The organism is Streptosporangium sp. G11 (assembly GCF_051192615.1).
GTDB lineage: Bacteria > Actinomycetota > Actinomycetes > Streptosporangiales > Streptosporangiaceae > Streptosporangium.
The window spans coordinates 11,644-28,400 of record NZ_JBPJUQ010000053.1; the positions used below are offsets into that span (position 1 = coordinate 11,644).

General features: G+C 71.4%; 17 protein-coding genes. 8 read left to right on the plus strand and 9 right to left on the minus strand.

Annotation, left to right across the window (positions count from 1 at the left end; genetic code table 11):
- Positions 1-122 precede the first annotated feature (122 nt).
- Positions 123-1,088 carry a helix-turn-helix transcriptional regulator gene (locus ACSDR0_RS35195; RefSeq protein WP_435293255.1) on the plus strand — a complete coding sequence of 322 codons (966 nt, stop codon included), beginning with the start codon at positions 123-125 and terminating at the stop codon, positions 1,086-1,088.
- A gap of 144 nt (positions 1,089-1,232) precedes the next feature.
- Here ACSDR0_RS35195 and ACSDR0_RS35200 read toward each other — a convergent pair whose 3' ends face one another.
- A complete protein-coding gene (locus tag ACSDR0_RS35200; protein ID WP_435293256.1) occupies positions 1,233-2,075 on the minus strand; it encodes a class I SAM-dependent methyltransferase in 843 nt (280 codons plus the stop codon).
- Positions 2,076-2,122: 47 nt separating this feature from the next.
- On the opposite strand from ACSDR0_RS35200, the gene ACSDR0_RS35205 reads away from it, so the two are divergent.
- Positions 2,123-2,701 (plus strand): helix-turn-helix domain-containing protein, encoded by a 579-nt coding sequence (locus ACSDR0_RS35205; protein WP_435293257.1) that lies wholly within the window; start codon positions 2,123-2,125, stop codon positions 2,699-2,701.
- Positions 2,702-3,058: 357 nt separating this feature from the next.
- Here ACSDR0_RS35205 and ACSDR0_RS35210 read toward each other — a convergent pair whose 3' ends face one another.
- The gene (locus ACSDR0_RS35210; RefSeq protein WP_435293258.1) at positions 3,059-3,637 is read right to left on the minus strand and encodes a TetR/AcrR family transcriptional regulator; all 579 of its coding nucleotides are present in this window, start codon (positions 3,635-3,637) and stop codon (positions 3,059-3,061) included.
- 185 nt (positions 3,638-3,822) lie between these two features.
- On the opposite strand from ACSDR0_RS35210, the gene ACSDR0_RS35215 reads away from it, so the two are divergent.
- Positions 3,823-4,572 (plus strand): SDR family NAD(P)-dependent oxidoreductase, encoded by a 750-nt coding sequence (locus tag ACSDR0_RS35215; protein ID WP_435293259.1) that lies wholly within the window; start codon positions 3,823-3,825, stop codon positions 4,570-4,572.
- 233 nt (positions 4,573-4,805) lie between these two features.
- Here ACSDR0_RS35215 and ACSDR0_RS35220 read toward each other — a convergent pair whose 3' ends face one another.
- Both ACSDR0_RS35220 and ACSDR0_RS35225 read right to left on the minus strand, forming a co-directional pair.
- Entirely contained in the window at positions 4,806-5,741 is a 936-nt protein-coding gene (locus ACSDR0_RS35220; RefSeq protein ID WP_435293260.1) for a hypothetical protein, read from the minus strand.
- 240 nt (positions 5,742-5,981) lie between these two features.
- The gene (locus ACSDR0_RS35225; RefSeq protein WP_435293261.1) at positions 5,982-6,686 is read right to left on the minus strand and encodes a CTP synthase C-terminal region-related (seleno)protein; all 705 of its coding nucleotides are present in this window, start codon (positions 6,684-6,686) and stop codon (positions 5,982-5,984) included.
- A 77-nt stretch (positions 6,687-6,763) separates the two neighbouring features.
- Here ACSDR0_RS35225 and ACSDR0_RS35230 point away from each other — a divergent pair, with 77 nt between their 5' ends.
- The gene (locus ACSDR0_RS35230) at positions 6,764-7,669 is read left to right on the plus strand and encodes a LysR family transcriptional regulator (protein WP_435293262.1); all 906 of its coding nucleotides are present in this window, start codon (positions 6,764-6,766) and stop codon (positions 7,667-7,669) included.
- Here the strand turns inward: ACSDR0_RS35230 and ACSDR0_RS35235 are convergent.
- Together ACSDR0_RS35235 and ACSDR0_RS35240 are read right to left on the minus strand one after the other, a co-directional pair.
- Entirely contained in the window at positions 7,612-8,967 is a 1,356-nt protein-coding gene (locus ACSDR0_RS35235; protein WP_435293263.1) for a serine hydrolase domain-containing protein, read from the minus strand. The genes ACSDR0_RS35230 and ACSDR0_RS35235 overlap by 58 nt on opposite strands.
- A gap of 88 nt (positions 8,968-9,055) precedes the next feature.
- Complete coding sequence (locus ACSDR0_RS35240; protein ID WP_435293264.1) at positions 9,056-9,817, minus strand: tyrosine-type recombinase/integrase; 762 nt, start codon at positions 9,815-9,817, stop codon at positions 9,056-9,058.
- Positions 9,818-9,946: 129 nt separating this feature from the next.
- On the opposite strand from ACSDR0_RS35240, the gene ACSDR0_RS35245 reads away from it, so the two are divergent.
- From ACSDR0_RS35245 to ACSDR0_RS35255, 3 genes are read left to right on the plus strand one after another with little or no spacing between them, the layout of a single operon-like run.
- Positions 9,947-10,573, plus strand: a complete 627-nt coding sequence (locus ACSDR0_RS35245; RefSeq protein WP_435293265.1) for a TetR/AcrR family transcriptional regulator — start codon at positions 9,947-9,949, stop codon at positions 10,571-10,573.
- Positions 10,570-11,460 carry an ABC transporter ATP-binding protein gene (locus tag ACSDR0_RS35250; RefSeq protein ID WP_435293266.1) on the plus strand — a complete coding sequence of 297 codons (891 nt, stop codon included), beginning with the start codon at positions 10,570-10,572 and terminating at the stop codon, positions 11,458-11,460. The genes ACSDR0_RS35245 and ACSDR0_RS35250 overlap by 4 nt, the downstream gene beginning before the upstream one ends.
- Positions 11,457-13,040, plus strand: a complete 1,584-nt coding sequence (locus ACSDR0_RS35255) for an ABC transporter permease (protein WP_435293267.1) — start codon at positions 11,457-11,459, stop codon at positions 13,038-13,040. The genes ACSDR0_RS35250 and ACSDR0_RS35255 overlap by 4 nt, the downstream gene beginning before the upstream one ends.
- A gap of 188 nt (positions 13,041-13,228) precedes the next feature.
- Here the strand turns inward: ACSDR0_RS35255 and ACSDR0_RS35260 are convergent, their stop codons facing one another.
- Entirely contained in the window at positions 13,229-14,179 is a 951-nt protein-coding gene (locus ACSDR0_RS35260) for a Tn3 family transposase (RefSeq protein WP_435293268.1), read from the minus strand.
- Positions 14,180-14,393: 214 nt separating this feature from the next.
- A complete protein-coding gene (locus tag ACSDR0_RS35265; protein ID WP_435293269.1) occupies positions 14,394-14,696 on the minus strand; it encodes a hypothetical protein in 303 nt (100 codons plus the stop codon).
- Between ACSDR0_RS35265 and ACSDR0_RS35270 the strand changes: the two genes are divergently transcribed.
- Positions 14,695-15,189 (plus strand): hypothetical protein, encoded by a 495-nt coding sequence (locus ACSDR0_RS35270; RefSeq protein ID WP_435293270.1) that lies wholly within the window; start codon positions 14,695-14,697, stop codon positions 15,187-15,189. The genes ACSDR0_RS35265 and ACSDR0_RS35270 overlap by 2 nt on opposite strands.
- A 518-nt stretch (positions 15,190-15,707) precedes the next feature.
- On the opposite strand, the gene ACSDR0_RS35275 is transcribed toward ACSDR0_RS35270, so the two are convergent.
- A complete protein-coding gene (locus ACSDR0_RS35275) occupies positions 15,708-16,676 on the minus strand; it encodes an NADP-dependent oxidoreductase (RefSeq protein ID WP_435293271.1) in 969 nt (322 codons plus the stop codon).
- Positions 16,677-16,757 lie beyond the last annotated feature (81 nt).

The following is a 16,757-nucleotide window of genomic DNA, read 5'->3' on the forward strand; positions in this document are numbered from 1 at the left end:
CGGGCGAAGGACCCGCCGACACCGCGCCGTCCGGCGTCTACTCCGGTCAGCGGCGATCACTGAGACGAGCATGTCAGCCAAGGAGGTCAGTTACTGTCCTCGTTGCGACGCACAATGGAGGCATGCTCGAAACGTCCGCCCGGTTGCTCCGGCTGTTGTCGTTGTTGCAGCAGCGCCGGGACTGGACCGGTCCGCAGCTGGCCGACCGGCTGGGGGTGACGGTGCGCACCGTGCGCCGTGACATCGATCGGCTGCGCGAGCTCGGCTACCCGGTGCACGCCACGATCGGGAACGTCGGCGGATACCGGCTGGGCGCCGGGACTGCCATGCCGCCGCTGCTGCTCGACGACGAGGAGGCCGTCGCGGTCGCGGTGGGGTTGCGCACCGCGGCCAACGGCACGGTGGCCGGGATCGAGGAGGCGTCGGTACGGGTTCTGGCGAAACTGGAACAGATCCTGCCCCCCCGGCTGCGATACCGGGTCTCGACGCTGGACGCGGCCATCGTGGCCCAGCACCGGCCGGGCGCGGTCGTCTCGGCCGAGGTGCTGACCACGATCGCCACGGCCTGCCGCGACCACCAGCGGCTGCGCATGGACTACCGCGGCCATGACGGCACCGAGAGCACCCGCACGGTCGAGCCGCACAAGCTCGTCCACGCCGAGCACCGCTGGTACCTGGTGGCCTACGACCTCGACCGGGCGGACTGGCGGACCTTCCGGGTCGACCGGCTGCGGCCCCGGACCCCGGCTGGCCCTCGCTTCAGCCCCCGCGAGCCGCCCACCGGCGACATCGGCGGGTACGCGTCCTGGGCCGTGGGCGTCGATCGATATCGCTACCGGGCGCGGTTCACCATGTACGCCCCGGCGGCACGGGTGGCCGAACGGGTACCGGCCGACACAGGGGTGATCGAAGCGGTCGACGAGCGCAGCTGCACTCTGTGGGTCGGCTCGGACTCCCTCGACGGGCTCGCCCTGCACGTGACCCTGCTCGGCTTCGAGTTCACCGTCCACGAACCGGCCGAGCTCGTCGAGCGCTTCAGGACGCTGCACGCGCGCATCGGCCATGCGCTCGGCCCACCGGCCGGATGACCAGGGCGCCACGGGGACCCGCCAGCGCGCCGCGGGGCGCGAGTCTCACCCGTGCGGGCGCCGGCCGCGGGGCAGGCTCGTGTCGCCGGCCGACACCCGGCGAACACCGTCGCCGGCAGCCTCCCGCGAGCAGAAATCCCCAGGTCAGGGGCGGCGAGCCACCCACGTGGTCCGGTTGGTCCTGACGGTGAGGTCCTCGCGCCGCAGGACGCTGTGGGGGCCGTCATCGTCGATGACCGTGTCAAGGGCGACCAGGTCTTCAGCGGGCAGCTGACCGTCGAGGTGAAAGCGCAGCTGCCGCAGAGACACCTGGGCGTAGCGGCCGGCGGCGGCCGGCAGGGGGGCGGGCAAATCGATGGCCGACGGGCGTTTGGCCTCCAGGACGAATCCCGCCCGCCGCAGGTGCTCCGTCCATTCGTCGGCCGGCCTCTTGTTCAGGACGGCGTGAACGCGGGCTTCCAGGCCGGGGCGGCCCACGCCTACGTCGTCGGGCAGGAAGCGGGGAAAGAAGTCCATCTCGGTCACGGCGATCAGGCCGCCCGGCCGCAGGACGTCGAACGCCCGGGCCAGAACACGGTCAGGGTCGGCCATGTGGTGCAGGGAGGAGGCAGCCCACACCAGGTCGCAGGTGTCGAGCGCCGGCCAGTCCTCGTTCAGATCCGCCTGGACGCCGAGGACCCGGTCGGTGAGACCGAGCAGGGAGGCCTTCTTCGACAGCCGGTGGAGCATCTGCGGGGAAAGATCCACGGCCGTCACGTCGGCCCGCGCGAAACGCCGCGCCAGGGCGATGGCACCGGTCCCGGGCCCGCTGCCCAGATCGACGATGCGGCGAGGTTCCCGGTCGGCCAGTTCGCCCAGCCAGGCGGTCAGCTCCGACAGGTAGGCCTGCAGAACCTCAGCGTCCAGCTCCAGGAGCTCGGCGAGCGCGTCGGTCTCCGTGTGGGGGTGGGGATGGGTGTGGGTGTGGTCCTGGTGAGAGGTGTTCATGTTTCGACGATAACCCCGCCTTGCTCCTACCGGGTACGCTCTTGCGTATGACGCAAGAAAGCGATCTGGACAGCACGGTCCGCATGCGCATCAGGAGCCTGAGGCAGGCACGCGGCTGGTCACTCGACAACCTCGCAGAACGCGCCTTCCTGAGCCCCTCCACCCTGAGCCGGATCGAGACCGGCCACCGGCGCATCAGCCTTGACCAGCTGACCTCACTGGCCCGCGCCCTGGGCGTCTCGCTCGACCAGCTGGTGGAAACCGTCAACGACGACGACGTCGTGATCAGGCCTCAGCGCAACGAACAGCGCGGGCTGACCACCTGGCTGCTGAACCGCGGATCCGGGCCGGCCGGCATCACGGTCGTCAAGATGCGCATCACCGACGAGGCGCGCGGCCAGGGGGCCGACCAACTCGCGGTCCACCCCGGCACGGACTGGTTCACCGTCCTGTCGGGGACCGTCACGCTGATCCTCGGCGAGCGCACCATCCAGGTCGAGACCGGCCAGGCGGCCGAGTTCTCCACCATGATCCCCCACGCCATCAAGGCACACGGGGGACCGGCGGAAATCCTGGGCATCCTCGATCACGACGGGCAGCGCATCCACCTCCACCACCCGGCGTGAACGACTCCGCCGCACGTCCGGGCGCCGGACTCGTGCCGCGCACGACGGTCAACGCCTCGTGTACGCGGACCCGGCCGTACGTTGACCACATCGATCAGGCCCGCCGGTGCTTCGACGAGCTCGTCCACGAGGTCCCGCGCGGAGGTCTTCCCCTGATCCGCTGAAAGCCCGAAACGACGGCCCCTCGACCGCCGGGGCCGTGCCGGCTTGAAGTGACGGCCCATGTCGCCCGCGAGCGGCTCGGGTTCGCTTTCGGAAGGGCGGCCGGGATGCCTCCGGCCACCGTGCGTGGATCATTCCCGGGCGCGTTCGCTCATCGGACCGAACAGGCCGGGGCCCGCCGCCCGGACTTCGGGATCAAGCCCTTGCCGCGTTGTCGAGCAACTCCCTGACGAGCGACAGGGCGACATCCACGGCCCGCGCGCCACCGGGATGGGCCGCCGCGGCGTGCAGACCCTCGACGATCAGCCAGATCCTCTCCGCGAAAAGGTCGGGATCGGCGATGTGCAGATCGGCCACGAGGCTGTCGATCCGCGCCCGGGTATCGCGGAGATACGCCGTGGCGATCCGGCCGGCGGGGTCGTCGTGGTCGGCCACCTCCGCCAGATAGTTACGGAACGGACAACCTCGGTAGCCGGGCGACTGAACGCTCCTGGCCGTCGCCTCCATGAAAGCGATCAACCGCGCCGAGGGGGTGCTTCCCGCGCACTGGTCGGCTTCCGCCAGCCGGCGCCTGAGGTCCTTACCCGCTTCGTCGAGGTAACCCGCGACCAGCTCGGCCTTGCTGGGAAACTCCCGGTAGAGCAGGTTCTTGCCGCATCCGGCACGGTCGATGATCTGCTGCATTCCCACCGCCTGCACGCCATGGCCGTAAAACAGCGTCGCGGCGGTGTCGAGGATGCGCTCCCGCGTACCGGGCGCCGGCTTACGTGCCACTTCGACCACCTCCGGTGCCAGTGTAGCGGACCGATCGGTCCCCAAAGTTGACTCGCGCAGCCCCTTGGCGCACCATGGGACCGATCGGTCCCGGACCGATCGGTCCATTATTAGACGTGTCGCCGGCGTGTGCACGCCGGCGTGACGGGTGCACGAAGCCGTCGACACATGCGAAGGAGAAACAAGTGTCAGGAGTCCTTGCGGGCAAGGCCGCCGTCATCACCGGCGGATCCACCGGAATCGGCCTAGCCACCGCCCGCCGTTTCCTCGACGAAGGGGCCTCGGTCGTCATCGCGGGCCGTCGTCAGAGCGAACTCGACAAGGCGGTCGCGGAGCTGGCGGGCGATGTCATCGCCGTTCGAACGGACGTGTCGAAGATTGACGATCTCGACCACCTCTACGCCCACGTGGAAAAGACGCGAGGGCGCATCGACATCCTCTTCGCCAATGCCTCGATCGCCCAGCCGCACACCCTCGGCGCCATTGCCGAAGATCTTGTGGACCGCCACCTCGACATCAACGTCAAGGGCCTGGTCTTCACGGTCGAGCGAGCCCTTCCGCTGATGTCCGACGGGGGCTCCATCATCGTGACCTCCTCCACTGACGGGGTGAAGGGTGGCCCGGGGCGTAGCGTCTACTCGGCGACCAAGGCCGCCGGCCGCAATCTCGTCCGTTCGTGGATGCAGGAGCTCGCCGGCCGCCGCATCCGTGTCAACGCGGTCAGTCCGGGCGCCACCGAGACTCCGGGCCTCGCGAGCCTTGCCGGCGACATGCCCGTAGCGGACTTCTTCAGCCACCTCGCGGCAGGAATGCCTGGTGGCCGCAATATCCAGCCGGACGAGGTGGCCGCGGCCGTCGCCTTTCTGGCGTCGCACGACGCCAGTGGCATCAACGGCATCGACCTGCCGGTCGACGGCGGACTCGGCCAGATCTAGGACCTGTTCTCGACGAGGTGTGCGGACGCGCCGGCCGGTTCGCCGCGGCCGGACACGATCGAGGAGGCCCGCCGAGCCGGAGGGGCGAGTGCACGCGCCCTGCCGGCACACCGGTGCTGAGACAATCGCCGCGCCGCACCAGCAGGCGCTCATGGGAATCGCCGGTCGTGGAGAGGTGTCCCGGGCGGGCGGGGGCGGTACCGGCGGCGCGGCGCCCTGAACCGCGCGGACGTCTATCGGGTCGCCGCCTCGACCGTCCCGGCCGCCAGGGCCAGCGCGACCCGCCTGCCCGGACAGGCTCGCGGCCCCGCCCCGAACGTCAGATACTCCCGTTCACGCTCCGTGGGCACGAGGTCGCGGCCGGGGAGCGCCTCCGGATCCCGGACGGCCGCCGCGACGTCGAGCACCACGGCCCTTCCGTCGGGTGCCCGGCGGCGCAGCGCCCGGACCGGAGGAGCGTGACGCAATGTCTCGTCCAGTAGCTCCTCCACCGTCCGCGAACTCGCCGTGCCCGACCCGACCGTGCATGACCCGACCGCGCCCGACTCCGCCACGCCCGGCTCCGCCACGTTCGACTCCGCCACGTTCGACCCGACCGTGCGCGACGCCGGTCCGGCCGACAGCGCGCCGCGGACGAGCGAGGCCGTGGGGCCGTACGCCTGGGCGAGCAGCCCCGCCACCACGGCCAGCCGCTCCGGAGCCGGGTCGCCCAGCAGGCGCGAGAGCCGCGCCAGCCCTTCGTCGGCCGCCTCGATGTCCGCCTCACCAGCCTCGGACCCGGACCCGATCCCCGGCAGGTAGGCCGGGGCGATCGCCGCGACGGCCTCCACGGCCCTCGGCCCGTCGTCGGCCCGCACGCCCAGCGCGACGGCCAGGACCAGCACCGGAACCAGCTCCGGGGGACAGGGGAAACGATCGGTGTCGCGCGAGGCGAGCCGGAAGGCCTCGGCGCGCAGCGCGCCCGGATCCAGCCCTGCCAGCACCGCCACGCCCGCGGCCCGGCGCTCGGCGTGCGCGGCCCCCTCGGCGAAGCGGCCGACCGCTCCGCGCAGCCACGCCACGGTCAGCGCGAACGGCGGGCGCGGTACGGGATCCACCGTGAAACGGGGGTCGGCCAGCACGGTCCGTATCTCGGCGGGGCGGCTCACGACCAGCGGATCGGATGTCATCGGCTCTCCTTGGGGGTGCAGATCCCCCTTCGGGTGAGGCGGGACCGTCACGGTCTCCGCCGGGAACCGCACGGCATGGCGTCCCATGGCCCGGCGATGTTCGGAAGGCTAGCCGCCGGACGCTTCGGCGCCCGCCGAAGCGTCCACCCCGAACCACCTGTGTGAATCACCCGTCCGAACCATCCGCGTCAATCACCCGCGTACCGGACCGGCGGCTTTCCCCTCGGCCCTTCAGGGCGGTCACGCTCGCGCGGACGAGGCGGCGCGGGTGACGCAGGCCGAGACGAAGCCGGCGACGACCGGGTGCGGGCGGCTGCCGTCTCCGGCCAGTTCCGGCTGGAAGAGGGTGGCCAGGAAGAACGGGTGGCCCGGTAGCTCCAGGATCCGTACCAGCCCCGCCTCGTCGTGGCCGGTGAAGCGCAGCCCGCCCGCCTCCAGGGCGGGCACGTAGTCGGCGTTGAGCCCGAAGGCGCAGGAGTATCTCTCCACGGTCCTCTCGGCACCGATGATCCTCTCGGCCAGCGACCCCGGGGTCAGCAGGACCGCGTCCTCGTGACCCGCCAGCGAGCACGCCAGCGGCAGCAGCAGGAAATCCTCGGCGCCCGGGTCGTTCTCCGCGTGCGCGACGGGCAGGTCCAGGACGTTGCGCGCGTACTCCAGCAGGGTGTGCTGGAAACCCCCGCAGGTGCCCAGGAACGGGATGCCGTGCTCGCGGGCGGCGCGGGCGGCGTTCACCGCGCCGCTCTCGCTGCGGTACGGGCTGCCGGGCACCATCCAGATGCCGTCGAACCCCTCGAGGCCGGTGGTCTCGGTCGTGGGGATCCAGTAGGCGTCCAGCGCCAGCCCGTCGCGCTCGCGCAGCGCCTCCAGCAGGGCGGGGATGCGGGCGTGGGCCTGGATGGACGGTGACTTGTCGCCCACCAGGGCGATTCTCGCGGTGGTCATGCCCCGATCCTGGTCCCGGCGGCCGGGTAAGCGCCAACGATGATTCCTGGTAGGTCGATAAGTGATACTGATGCACCGTGGATCCGCACCTGTTGCGTACGTTCGTCACCGTCGCCGGCCGAAGGTCCTTCTCCGACGCGGCCATCGAGCTCGGCTACACCCAGTCGGCGGTCTCACAGCAGATCGCCGCGCTGGAGGCCGATCTGGGACTGGCGTTGCTGCACCGCCGTCCGGTGGCGCCCACGCGGGCGGGGGAGCGCCTGCTGGAACACGCCGGGCCGCTGCTGCTGCGCCACCGGGCCGCCCGCGCGGACGTGCTGCGCGCCGCGGCGGGACCGGCCGGGCTGCTGGCGGTGGCCGCCTCCCCGCTGGCCTGCGCCCCGGCGATCGTGCGGAGCCTGTCTCCGGGCGGCCTCGGCGGGGTGCGGGTGGAGCTGCGCACCGTCGCCCGCGAGCGCGTCGCGGGGGAGGTCGCCTCGGGCGCGGCCGGTCTCGGCCTCGTCGACGGGATCGCCGCCCCCAGCGACCCGCTGCGGCTGCCCGACGTGGGACCGCTGTCGGGCTTCGGGGTCGCCGAGGAGGAACTGGTGGTGGTCCTGCCCGCCGGCCACCCGCTCTCACACCGGCGCGGCCTGGACCTGGCCGACCTGACCGACGCCCTGTGGTTGCGGGCGCCGGTCGCCGTACCGGTGGAGCGGCTGCGCGAGCTGGCCGGCGGGGGCGGGTTTCGCGCCGCGTTCCGCTACGACGGCGAGGACGTGCGCACGGTGCTGAACCTGGCCGCCGCCGGGCATGGGCTGGTCCTGCTGCCCGCGTCCGCGGCGGCCGGGGCTGCTACGGGAGTGCCGCTGAACTCGCCGCGCGTGGTGCACCGGGTGGAGGCCCTGTACGCCGAGACCGCGGGCCCGGCCGCCGCGCTGGCCGCTCAGCTGCGCCAGCCGCCCTCGTCCACCCCGCCGGGCACCTCCGCCTCCGGGTCGTAGGGGGTACGGGTGAAGACGAAGGTGTTGAGGTCAAGGTGGCTGAGCGAGCCGTCGGGCCTGCGGACCGCCCGCAGGGTCTCGCCCGCGTAGTAGCCGTCCAGTCCCAGCCAGGTCCCGTCGGCCTGGGCGGTGAACCGCGAGGCCCGTCCCGTGCCGCCGACCGGGTCGAGGGAGACGCCGCCCTCGGGCAGCAGTCGCAGCGCGTACGTGCTGGGCCCCCAGTACCACGGGCCGGCCAGCTCCAGCAGGCCCGCGGTGTCGGCGACGGGCTCCCACTCCTCGGGCAGGCGCGGCTCGTGCTGGTCGAGGATCGCCAGCAGGTCGGTCGGCAGGGCGCGGCTGACGCCCGCGGTGGAGTTGGTGGCGAACAGCACGCCGACCCTGTCGGACGGGTCGGCCCACACCGTGGCCACGAAGCCCGGCATCGAACCGGTGTGACCGGCCAGGCGGCGGCCGCCCGCGCGGGCCAGCTGCAGGCCCAGGCCGTATCCGCCGGTCCAGGCGTCGCCGTCGTCGACGGTCGCGGGCTCGCGCATCTCGGCCACGGTGTCCGGGGCGAGCACGTCCCCGCTGTCTCCTGCCACGAAGGCCGCCCACCGGGCGAGGTCGGCGGGGGTGGACCACAGCTGCCCGGCCGGGGCCATGGCGACCGCGTCGTGCTCGGGCTCGGGCAGCAGCACGTCCGCCCAGGGGTGTACGGCGTAGCCGGTGGCGTGCGGCGCGCGCGGCCGGGGGGTGGTGTCGCACATGCCCAGTGGCAGCAGGATCTCCTCGTGCACGGCCTGTGCCCAGTTCACGCCGCGGTGCCGGGCCACCAGCTCGCCCAGCAGGGCGAAGCCCACGTTGGAGTAGTGGTAGCGCCGTCCCGGCCGGTGTTTGGCCGCCTCGGGCCCGAGCGCGGTGACGAGCTCGGCGGTCGGCACGCCCGGAGTCCGTTCCCACCACGGGCCCGGGGGCTCGGCGCTCAGCCCCGAGGTGTGCGACAGCAGCTGGGCGACGGTCACGTCCCCGACCTGGAGATCGGGGATGTGCTTGGCGGCCGGGTCGAGCAGGTCGACCTTCCCCTCGTCGCGCAGGCGCATCACCACGGCGGCGACCAGGCTCTTGGTGATCGATCCGATGCGGTACTGGGTGTCGGGGGTGGGAGTGGCCCCCTCCACCCGTCCCCGCGCGCCGAACCAGGCCAGCCGCCCGTCGCGCACCACCGCGGCGGCCAGTGAGGGCAGGCGGCCCTGGGCCTGCTCCACCGCGATCCTGCGCAGCAGCGCGCGGGCCGTACTCTCCAGAACCGGTGACATCAGATGGCTCCTCACCCGACATGAAACCAATGCGAAAAAGCGTCCCCAGGTTAGTGCCGTACGAGCCGGGAGAGCATCGGTGGCGGCATCATCCACGCGGTCGTCCGGTCGCCGACCGTCTCGCCACAGGTGGTGCGGACGCGGCCGCCGCCCTCGGGGTTGAGGAACCGGCGGACAGCCGTTGGCGCTGAGAACGATCTTGACTGCAGGGAGCCGAGGCTGTTCTTGATTGCGAAGCTTCCCTAGCGCGTTGCCTGGTCCCGGCGTCGGCGACCTTGTCGTCGAGCAACGCATACAGCTGGGTGGTTTCGGTGGAGGCGTGGCCGAGGCGGCGGCGGACGGCTTCAATGGAAACGTCGGCGTTGATGAGTTCGGTGGCGTGGGCGTGGCGCAGTTGGTGGATGTCGATCTCGACGCCTGCCTGCGCGCAGTAGGTCTGCCAGCGGTGGTGGGCGGCGGCGTAGGACAGCGGACCGCCGCGGCCGTTGATGGAGGCGCGGAACAGCGGCCCGGCGCTGTAGCCCGCGCGGGCCAGGTAGAGCTTGAGCAGGATGACGTAGCCGCGGTCGTCGAGCAGGACGGTGCGGACGCTGCCGCCCTTGCCGTGGACGCGGACGTGTTCGTCGTCCAGGCGCAGGTCCAGGTCTTCGACGTACAGGCCGCACACCTCCGAGGCGCGTGCGCCGCACACATAGGCCGTCTCGAACAGCACCCGATCGCGCAGCCGGCCCAGCGGCAGATCCTTGCGCGGCCGCCGCGAGCAGATCACCGCCAGCACCTTGGCCACATCGGCGGCCGCGGCCGGGCGCGGCAGGCTCTTGGGCACCTTGACCGTGTCGATCCGGTCCATCGGGTTGGCGTGCAGCAGGTCGTGGCGGACGGCCCACTTGGCGGAGGTCGCGACCCCTTCGGACGAGTGCGGTGGTCGATGTGCTGAACATTTGCATGGCGGCCAATACGTTTGTATAGAATGTTGGACGTGCGACCAATTTCTGAAGAGGACCTGACGACGCGCGCCCGCATCCGCGACGCTGCGATGGCGCTGTTCGCCGAGCAGGGGATCAAGGCCACCACCATCCGTGGGATCGCCGAGACCGCAAAAGTCTCGCCCGGCCTGGTGCAGCACCACTTCGGCACCAAGGAAGCGCTGAGACAGGCTTGCGACGAGTACGTCCTCAGCTACCTGCGCGAGCAGGTCACCGTAGGCGTCACCGACCACAACCTGGACAAGCCCGAATTCATCGAGAACGTCCATCGAACCGCGCCGCCCCTGATGAAATACCTCGGCCGCGCGCTTGTGGACGGTTCCCCCGCAGCCGCCGCCATGTTCGACGAACTCGTCAGCGTGACGGAGGAGCATCTCGCCGACGACGACCGCTCGGAGGCCGACCATCGCGCCCGCGCGACCGTGCTGACCGCGATGAAGCTCGGCATCACGGTGCTGCACGAGCACGTCTCCCGCGCGCTGGGCACGGACCTGTACGCCCCGCAAGGCGCGCTACGCGTCGGCAAGGCCCAGCTCGATCTGATCAGACCGGAATTCCTCGGCCGCGAGCTGTTCGACCAGGCGCGGACGGGCCTGGAGAAGGTCGAGGGACAACGATGAACGCCGCAGTGCACGTCAGCTGCCTGGTCAAGAGCTTCGGCCGGGCCAAGGCCCTGGACGGGCTCGACCTCACCGTCAAGACGGGCGAGGTGCACGGCTTTCTCGGGCCCAACGGTGCCGGCAAGACCACCACCATCCGTATCCTGCTCGGCCAGATGCGCGCCAACGGCGGCCAGGTCGCGTTACTCGGCGGCGACCCCTGGCGCGACGCCACCGAACTACACCGAAGGCTCGCCTACGTGCCCGGCGACGTCACCCTGTGGCCCTCGCTGACCGGCGGCGAGGTCATCGACCTGCTGGGCAGGGCCCGCGGCGGCCTGGACCCCAGGCAGCGCGCCGAGCTGCTGGAGCGCTTCGAGCTCGACCCGCGCAAGAAGTGCCGTACCTACTCCAAGGGCAACCGGCAGAAGGTGGCGCTGGTGGCCGCGTTCGCCTCCGACGCTGAACTGCTGATCCTCGACGAGCCGACCTCGGGTCTGGACCCGCTCATGGAGGCGGTCTTCAACGAGTGCGTCCTGCGGGAGAAGCGCAACGGCCGCACCGTGCTGCTGTCCAGCCACATCCTGACGGAGGTGGAGACGCTGTGCGACCGCGTCAGCATCGTCCGCGCCGGCCGTACCGTCGAGTCCGGCAGCCTGGCCGACCTGCGCCACCTCACCCGCACGTCGGTGACCGCCGAGCTGATCGGGCCCGCTCCCGGGCTGGCCACCCTGCCCGGTGTACACGATCTGACCGTGGACGGCGCGCGGCTGCGCTGCCAGGTCGACGGTGACGCGCTCACCTCGGTGCTCGCCGAGCTCGCCAGAGCGGGCGTACGCACCTTGACCACGCAGCCGCCGACGCTGGAGGAGCTGTTCCTGCGCCACTACGAGGGAGCCGCCAGATGACCGGCACCATGACCGGCACAGGGACACTGATCCGGCTCATCCTGCGCAGGGACCGTGTGCTGCTGCCGGTGTGGATCGTGATCAGCGCACTGCTGCCGGCGAGCATCGCCTCGGCCACCACCGACCTGTACGCCGACCAGGCCGCCCGCGACTCCTTCGCGGCAGCCTCGGCGGCCAATCCTGCACAGCTGGCGATGCGCGGCCCCATCTACGACGCGGGCGTCGGCGGCCTGACCGCCTGGACGCTCGGCTCCTCCCTCGCACTGATCGGCGGGCTGGTCAGCATCCTGCTGGTGATCAGGCACACCCGGGTCGAGGAGGAGGCCGGCCGGCGCGAGCTGCTGGCCTCGGGTGTCATCGGCCGTCATGCCCCGCTGGCCGCCGCGCTCGCGGCCGTACTGGCCGCCAACCTGCTCCTGGGCCTGCTGTCGGTGCCCGCCCTGGTCGCGGGCGGCCTGCCCGCGGGTTCCTCGCTGCTGTTCGGGCTGTCCACCGCCGCGGGCGGCTGGGCGTTCGCGGCCGTGGCCGCCGTCACCGGGCAGCTCACCGCCTCCTCCGGGACGGCACGTGGCATCGCGATCGCGGCCGGCGGCCTGCTGTTCGCGGTGCGCTCGCTGGCCGACGCCGGTCACGTCGGCTGGCTGGCTTGGGTGTCGCCGTTCGGCTGGGTCCGGCTGACCAGACCCTACGCCGGCGACCAGTGGTGGGTGCTGGGGCTGGTCGCGGTATTCGTCGCCGCCCTGACGGCGGTCGCGTTCGCGCTGTCCACACGGCGTGACGTGGCCAGCGGCCTGATTCCCGCCCGCCCCGGACCCGCCGGCGGAACCCTGCCGGGCGTGTTCGGCCTGTCCGCTCGCCTGCACCGCAGCACGCTCGCGGGCTTCGCGATCGGATTCGGAGCGCTGGGCGCCCTGCTCGGCGTGGCGGCACGCGGGCTGAACACCCAGTTGGACACGCCGCAGTTCCGGGAGCTGGCCGCGACTCTCGGCGGCGCCGAGGCCCGGCTCTCGGACGTGTTCTTCACGTTCGTGGTGTACGTGCTCAGCCAGCTCGTCGCGGGAGCCGCACTGGTGTCGGCGCTGCGCGCCCGTACGGAGGAGGCGGCGGGCCGGGCCGAACTGCTGTTGTCCACCCCCGTCGGCCGGCTGCGCTGGGCGCTGAGCCACCTGGTATTCGCCGTCGTGAGCCCGGTGCTGCTGCTGACCGTGCTGGGCGCGGCGGCGGGGCTCACCTTCAACGGCGACGTGGCCCGCGTCACCGGGGCCACGCTGGCCTACCTGCCCGCGGTCTGGACCATGACCGGGATCGCGACGCTGATGTTCGGCCTGTTGCCACGGCTGGCGGCGGCCGTGAGCTGGACCGGGCTCGGCCTCTTCCTGGTCGTGGACCTGCTGGCGGAATTCAAACTGGCCACCGGGATCATCCTAGACCTCTCACCATTCGTCCACGTGCCGGCGATATTGCTGGGCGGCGCCTCGGCGCCGGGAGTGTCGCTGCTGGGGCTGACCGTAGTAGCCATCACCCTGACCACGGCGGGGCTGGCGTTCCTGCGCCGCCGCGACCTGATGCCCTCTGCCTGAACAGCGCTAGAGAGGCGCTGATGGCCGACAGGCAGCGGTGTTCATCTTCTGGACGCAGGACGGCGGCGTCCGCGTGGTGAACCTGGCCACCGTTGCTCAGCCGTAGAGGGCATCGACAACAAAGAGATCACTGACCGCCAACTTCACCAGTGGCCACTTGTCGTCCCGGGATTCGAACGACCCGCGCTTCAGACGCCGTCCTCGTCCACGACAGTGGCACTGGCGGTGCTGGCCTTGGGCAACGTCGCCGTGCCGAGCGACCGCAGGCCCTTGTCCGGGGCCGAGGAGGCGATCGCGTAGCGGCCCAGGCAGTTGAGGTGGGCGTGGCCCAGCGGGGACAGCCGAGCCACGTCCTCCTCCTTGACCGGCACACCCTGGGCGCGTAACTGGTCCACGATCGCCGACAGATACCGTGAGTTCCACAACACGACGGCATTGACGACAAGTCCCAGAGCCGCGAGTTGATCCTCCTGGCCCTCCCGATAGGCCTGCCGGATCCGGCCGGAGTTGCCATGGCAGATCTTGCGGGCCAGGCGGTGCCGGGACTCCTGGACCGACAGCTGCTTGCCCAGGCTCCGGCGGTAGCTGGAATCCATCGGGTCCAGCATGCTCAGCAGGTGCATCGTCTTGTCGATACGGCCGTACTCGGCGAACGCCCGCCGCAGCCACGCCACCGACTGCTCGAACAGCGCCACCGGCCCCTCGGCGTGCGTCCACGCCCGGCCGTGCAGGAAGGTCCGGAACTGGCGCGTCAGCTGCCGCTCGCTCCAGCTGCTGGTGTCATCGAAGGTGTGGTAGCCGTAGGCGTCCCGGATCATCCACGCGTGCTCGTACGTCGTCTTGAGCCGCTCGGCGTACTTCTTGACCTGCGACGCGTCACCGATGCCCAGCTGCTCGGCCAGGTAGTCCACCACCGGCCAGGGCACCGCCAGCGGATCCTCCAGGAACAACCCCTTGTACCGAACGGTCCCGATCTGGACGGCGACGCCCAGCCGGTGAGAATCGGCCCTCGACTGCGCGATCACATTCCGGTCGAAGCTGTCGAGGAAGAAGAACTTCTCCAGGTCTGACAGCGATGGCACCTCGGTGAACGAGGCGTAGGCGGCCCTCTGCTCGGCAGACAGAAATTCCGCAGGCATAGCCCGCACGGTAGGGCCATATCGGTTGCGATCAACTCATAGTGATTGACGCGTTACAAGCGAGGATCTTTCAGTCGTAAGTGCGTCTTGATCCTCCTTAGCGCCAACGGCTGTCCGCCGGTTCCTCGCCCCCGGCCCTGCTCGGCCGGCTCCAGGGATCAGGTCCGGCCGGACCCGTCCTCCTGATCCACGGTTCCCGACATCGGGCGACCCATCAGGCCCGTGGCGACGGTCGCGATGTGCGGGGCCAGGTCGGCGGCCCGAGCCTCGGCCAGGGCGGGGGGCCCACGACCGAGCGCAGGATGCCGATGCCGATCATCCAGGCGCTGAGCAGCTCGGCCCGCAGCTCGGCGTCCTCGCCCTCGGCAAGGTCTCGCAGCGCGTTGACGTAGGTGTCGCAGACCTCCGTGCGGATGCGCAGGCGGGCGTCCTCGTGGGCCGAGGAGCGCAGCATGGCGACCAGGGGGTGCTCGCCGCCGTACTTCGTCCAGTCGTGGTCGACGACCGTGCGCACCATGCGGGCGACCAGCTCCTCCGGGGGGCCTTCGAGCAGGTCGGCAGGAGGGTCGGCGGCGGCGGCCGTCGTCGGCGGCGTCAGCGTCACCAAGGGCCGCGTCCACTGGGACGACCTGTCGCTCAAGCAGGGCTACGGCGGCCTCAAGGCCATGCTGCAGGGTGGTCGCGCCACCGACCTCCTGGGCGTCGCGTACGCCGCCAACCACCCGGACGCCCGCACCCGCTATCTGCTGCACCACCCCGGCTTCACCGACAGCGGCACCGACAGCCTCAAGCAGCCCGCCAGGACCGTCGTCAAGCTGCTGGCCAGGGTCGCCTCCCAATCGGTCGAAAAGGCCGTCGCGCCGATCGTCGAGCTGATGGACGACCCGCCGGGCAAGGGCGGCCTGCTCGCCTACGACCGTCGCCGCCCGCTCGATTCGTCCCTGTCCTCGCTCGACCCGGCCGCCGCCCGCCGCCTGTACGATCTGACCGGCCACCTGCTGCGCTTCTAGCCCACCTCGGCGCGGTCAGCGCCTCGCCGCACGCCGTACGGCGGGCGTGTGGCGAGTACGGCGGCGTCGGCGAGGTCGTCCTGGGCCACGACCGCGGCCCGGCCGTGGGCGGGACCGCTCCAGACGGCACCGGTGTATCGGCCTGTCGTTCAGGAGCGTGTCACCAGGTGCACAGTGAGAATGGCAATGGCGCCGCCGAGTGAGACATGACAGGGAACGTGTTGTCTTGGGGTTGCCGTAGTACTCGCCGAAAATCAGGCGGATATGGCCGGCTCGTGATGATCCTGCTGGGGATTGTTGTGCTGGTCGGACGCTCGTCTCTTCGGCGGTGAACTCGGGGTGGGCTTGCTCGATCGCCTCCGGGTAGCGCCGGCACTTGTCGTGCTCGGCGAGTGCCCGGTAACCGGGCCCCCGTCAGGGGCGCGTAGCGGGCGGATGCCGCCTTCGCCCGAACACCTGAAGTCGCTACCGGCCGTTCCGATCCTCCTCGCGGGCCGAAACGCCGATGACCGCGTGTCTCACATCGTGACGACCAGCTTGCCGGTCGTGTGGAGACGGGCGAAGTCGACGCATGCCCGAACGCCCTCGTCGAGGGTGTAGCGGCGGCCGATCGTGGCCGGCAGCTCGCCGCGGACCGCCAGCTCGCCGACCTCGCGCATCCCGCCGAAGGTGCCGTCCATGTCCAGCACGAAACGCAGATCCACGTCGTCGCGGCCGATCCAGTCCTGCTGCGGCACAGGGTAGGTGATCGTGAGAAGGCGCCCGCCCGGACGGACGGCGCTCGCCACCGCGGTCAGGTGGTCGCTCGGCAGGGTCAGGTTGAACGCGACGTCGACGCCGGAGGGGTACTCGGATTCCGCGTACCCGATGGTCTCGGCGGCGCCGAGGTCTCGCAGGACGCCCGCGTCGGCGGCGGTCGCGGTGGCGATCACCCGGGCGTTCGCGCCGGCGAGCAGCGGGACCACCGCGGTACCGACGCCGCCCGTGGCGCCGACGACCAGGACGGTTTCGCCGGGCCGCACCTTGGCGGTGGCCATCAGCGCTCGCGCGGTCAGGCCGACGGTGGGCAGGGCCGCCGCCCGGTCGGCGTCCAGGCCGGCCGGGCGGTGCGCCAGGAACGGGGTGTCGGCCTCGAACACCGCGTACTCGGCCAGCGAGCCGGTGCTCAGCGACGGCCGGGTCGTACCGGCCATCGCGCGCAGCGCCCGCGGCACGGCCTGGCCGAAGATCTCGTCGCCTACCCGGTAGGCCGTCACGCCGGCGCCGATCTCGCTGACCGTGCCGGCGAAGTCGTTGCCGGGGACGTGCGGGAACCCCAGCGGCACGACGTCGCGGAAATCGCCGCTGGGCAGCCGGACGTCCGCCGGGTTGATCGAGGCGGCGGCGATCCGGACCTGGATCTGCCCCGGCCCCGGCCGGGGCACCGGCACGTCGGCCACCGTGTACTCCTCGGGTGGTCCGTAGCCGGTCGCGACAACTGCCTTCATGTGGTTCCTCCAGAAACGGACCGGGCGGTCATGTTCTTGGGCGCCAAGCTAGCAATAAGCGGACCGGGCGGTCAACTTGCT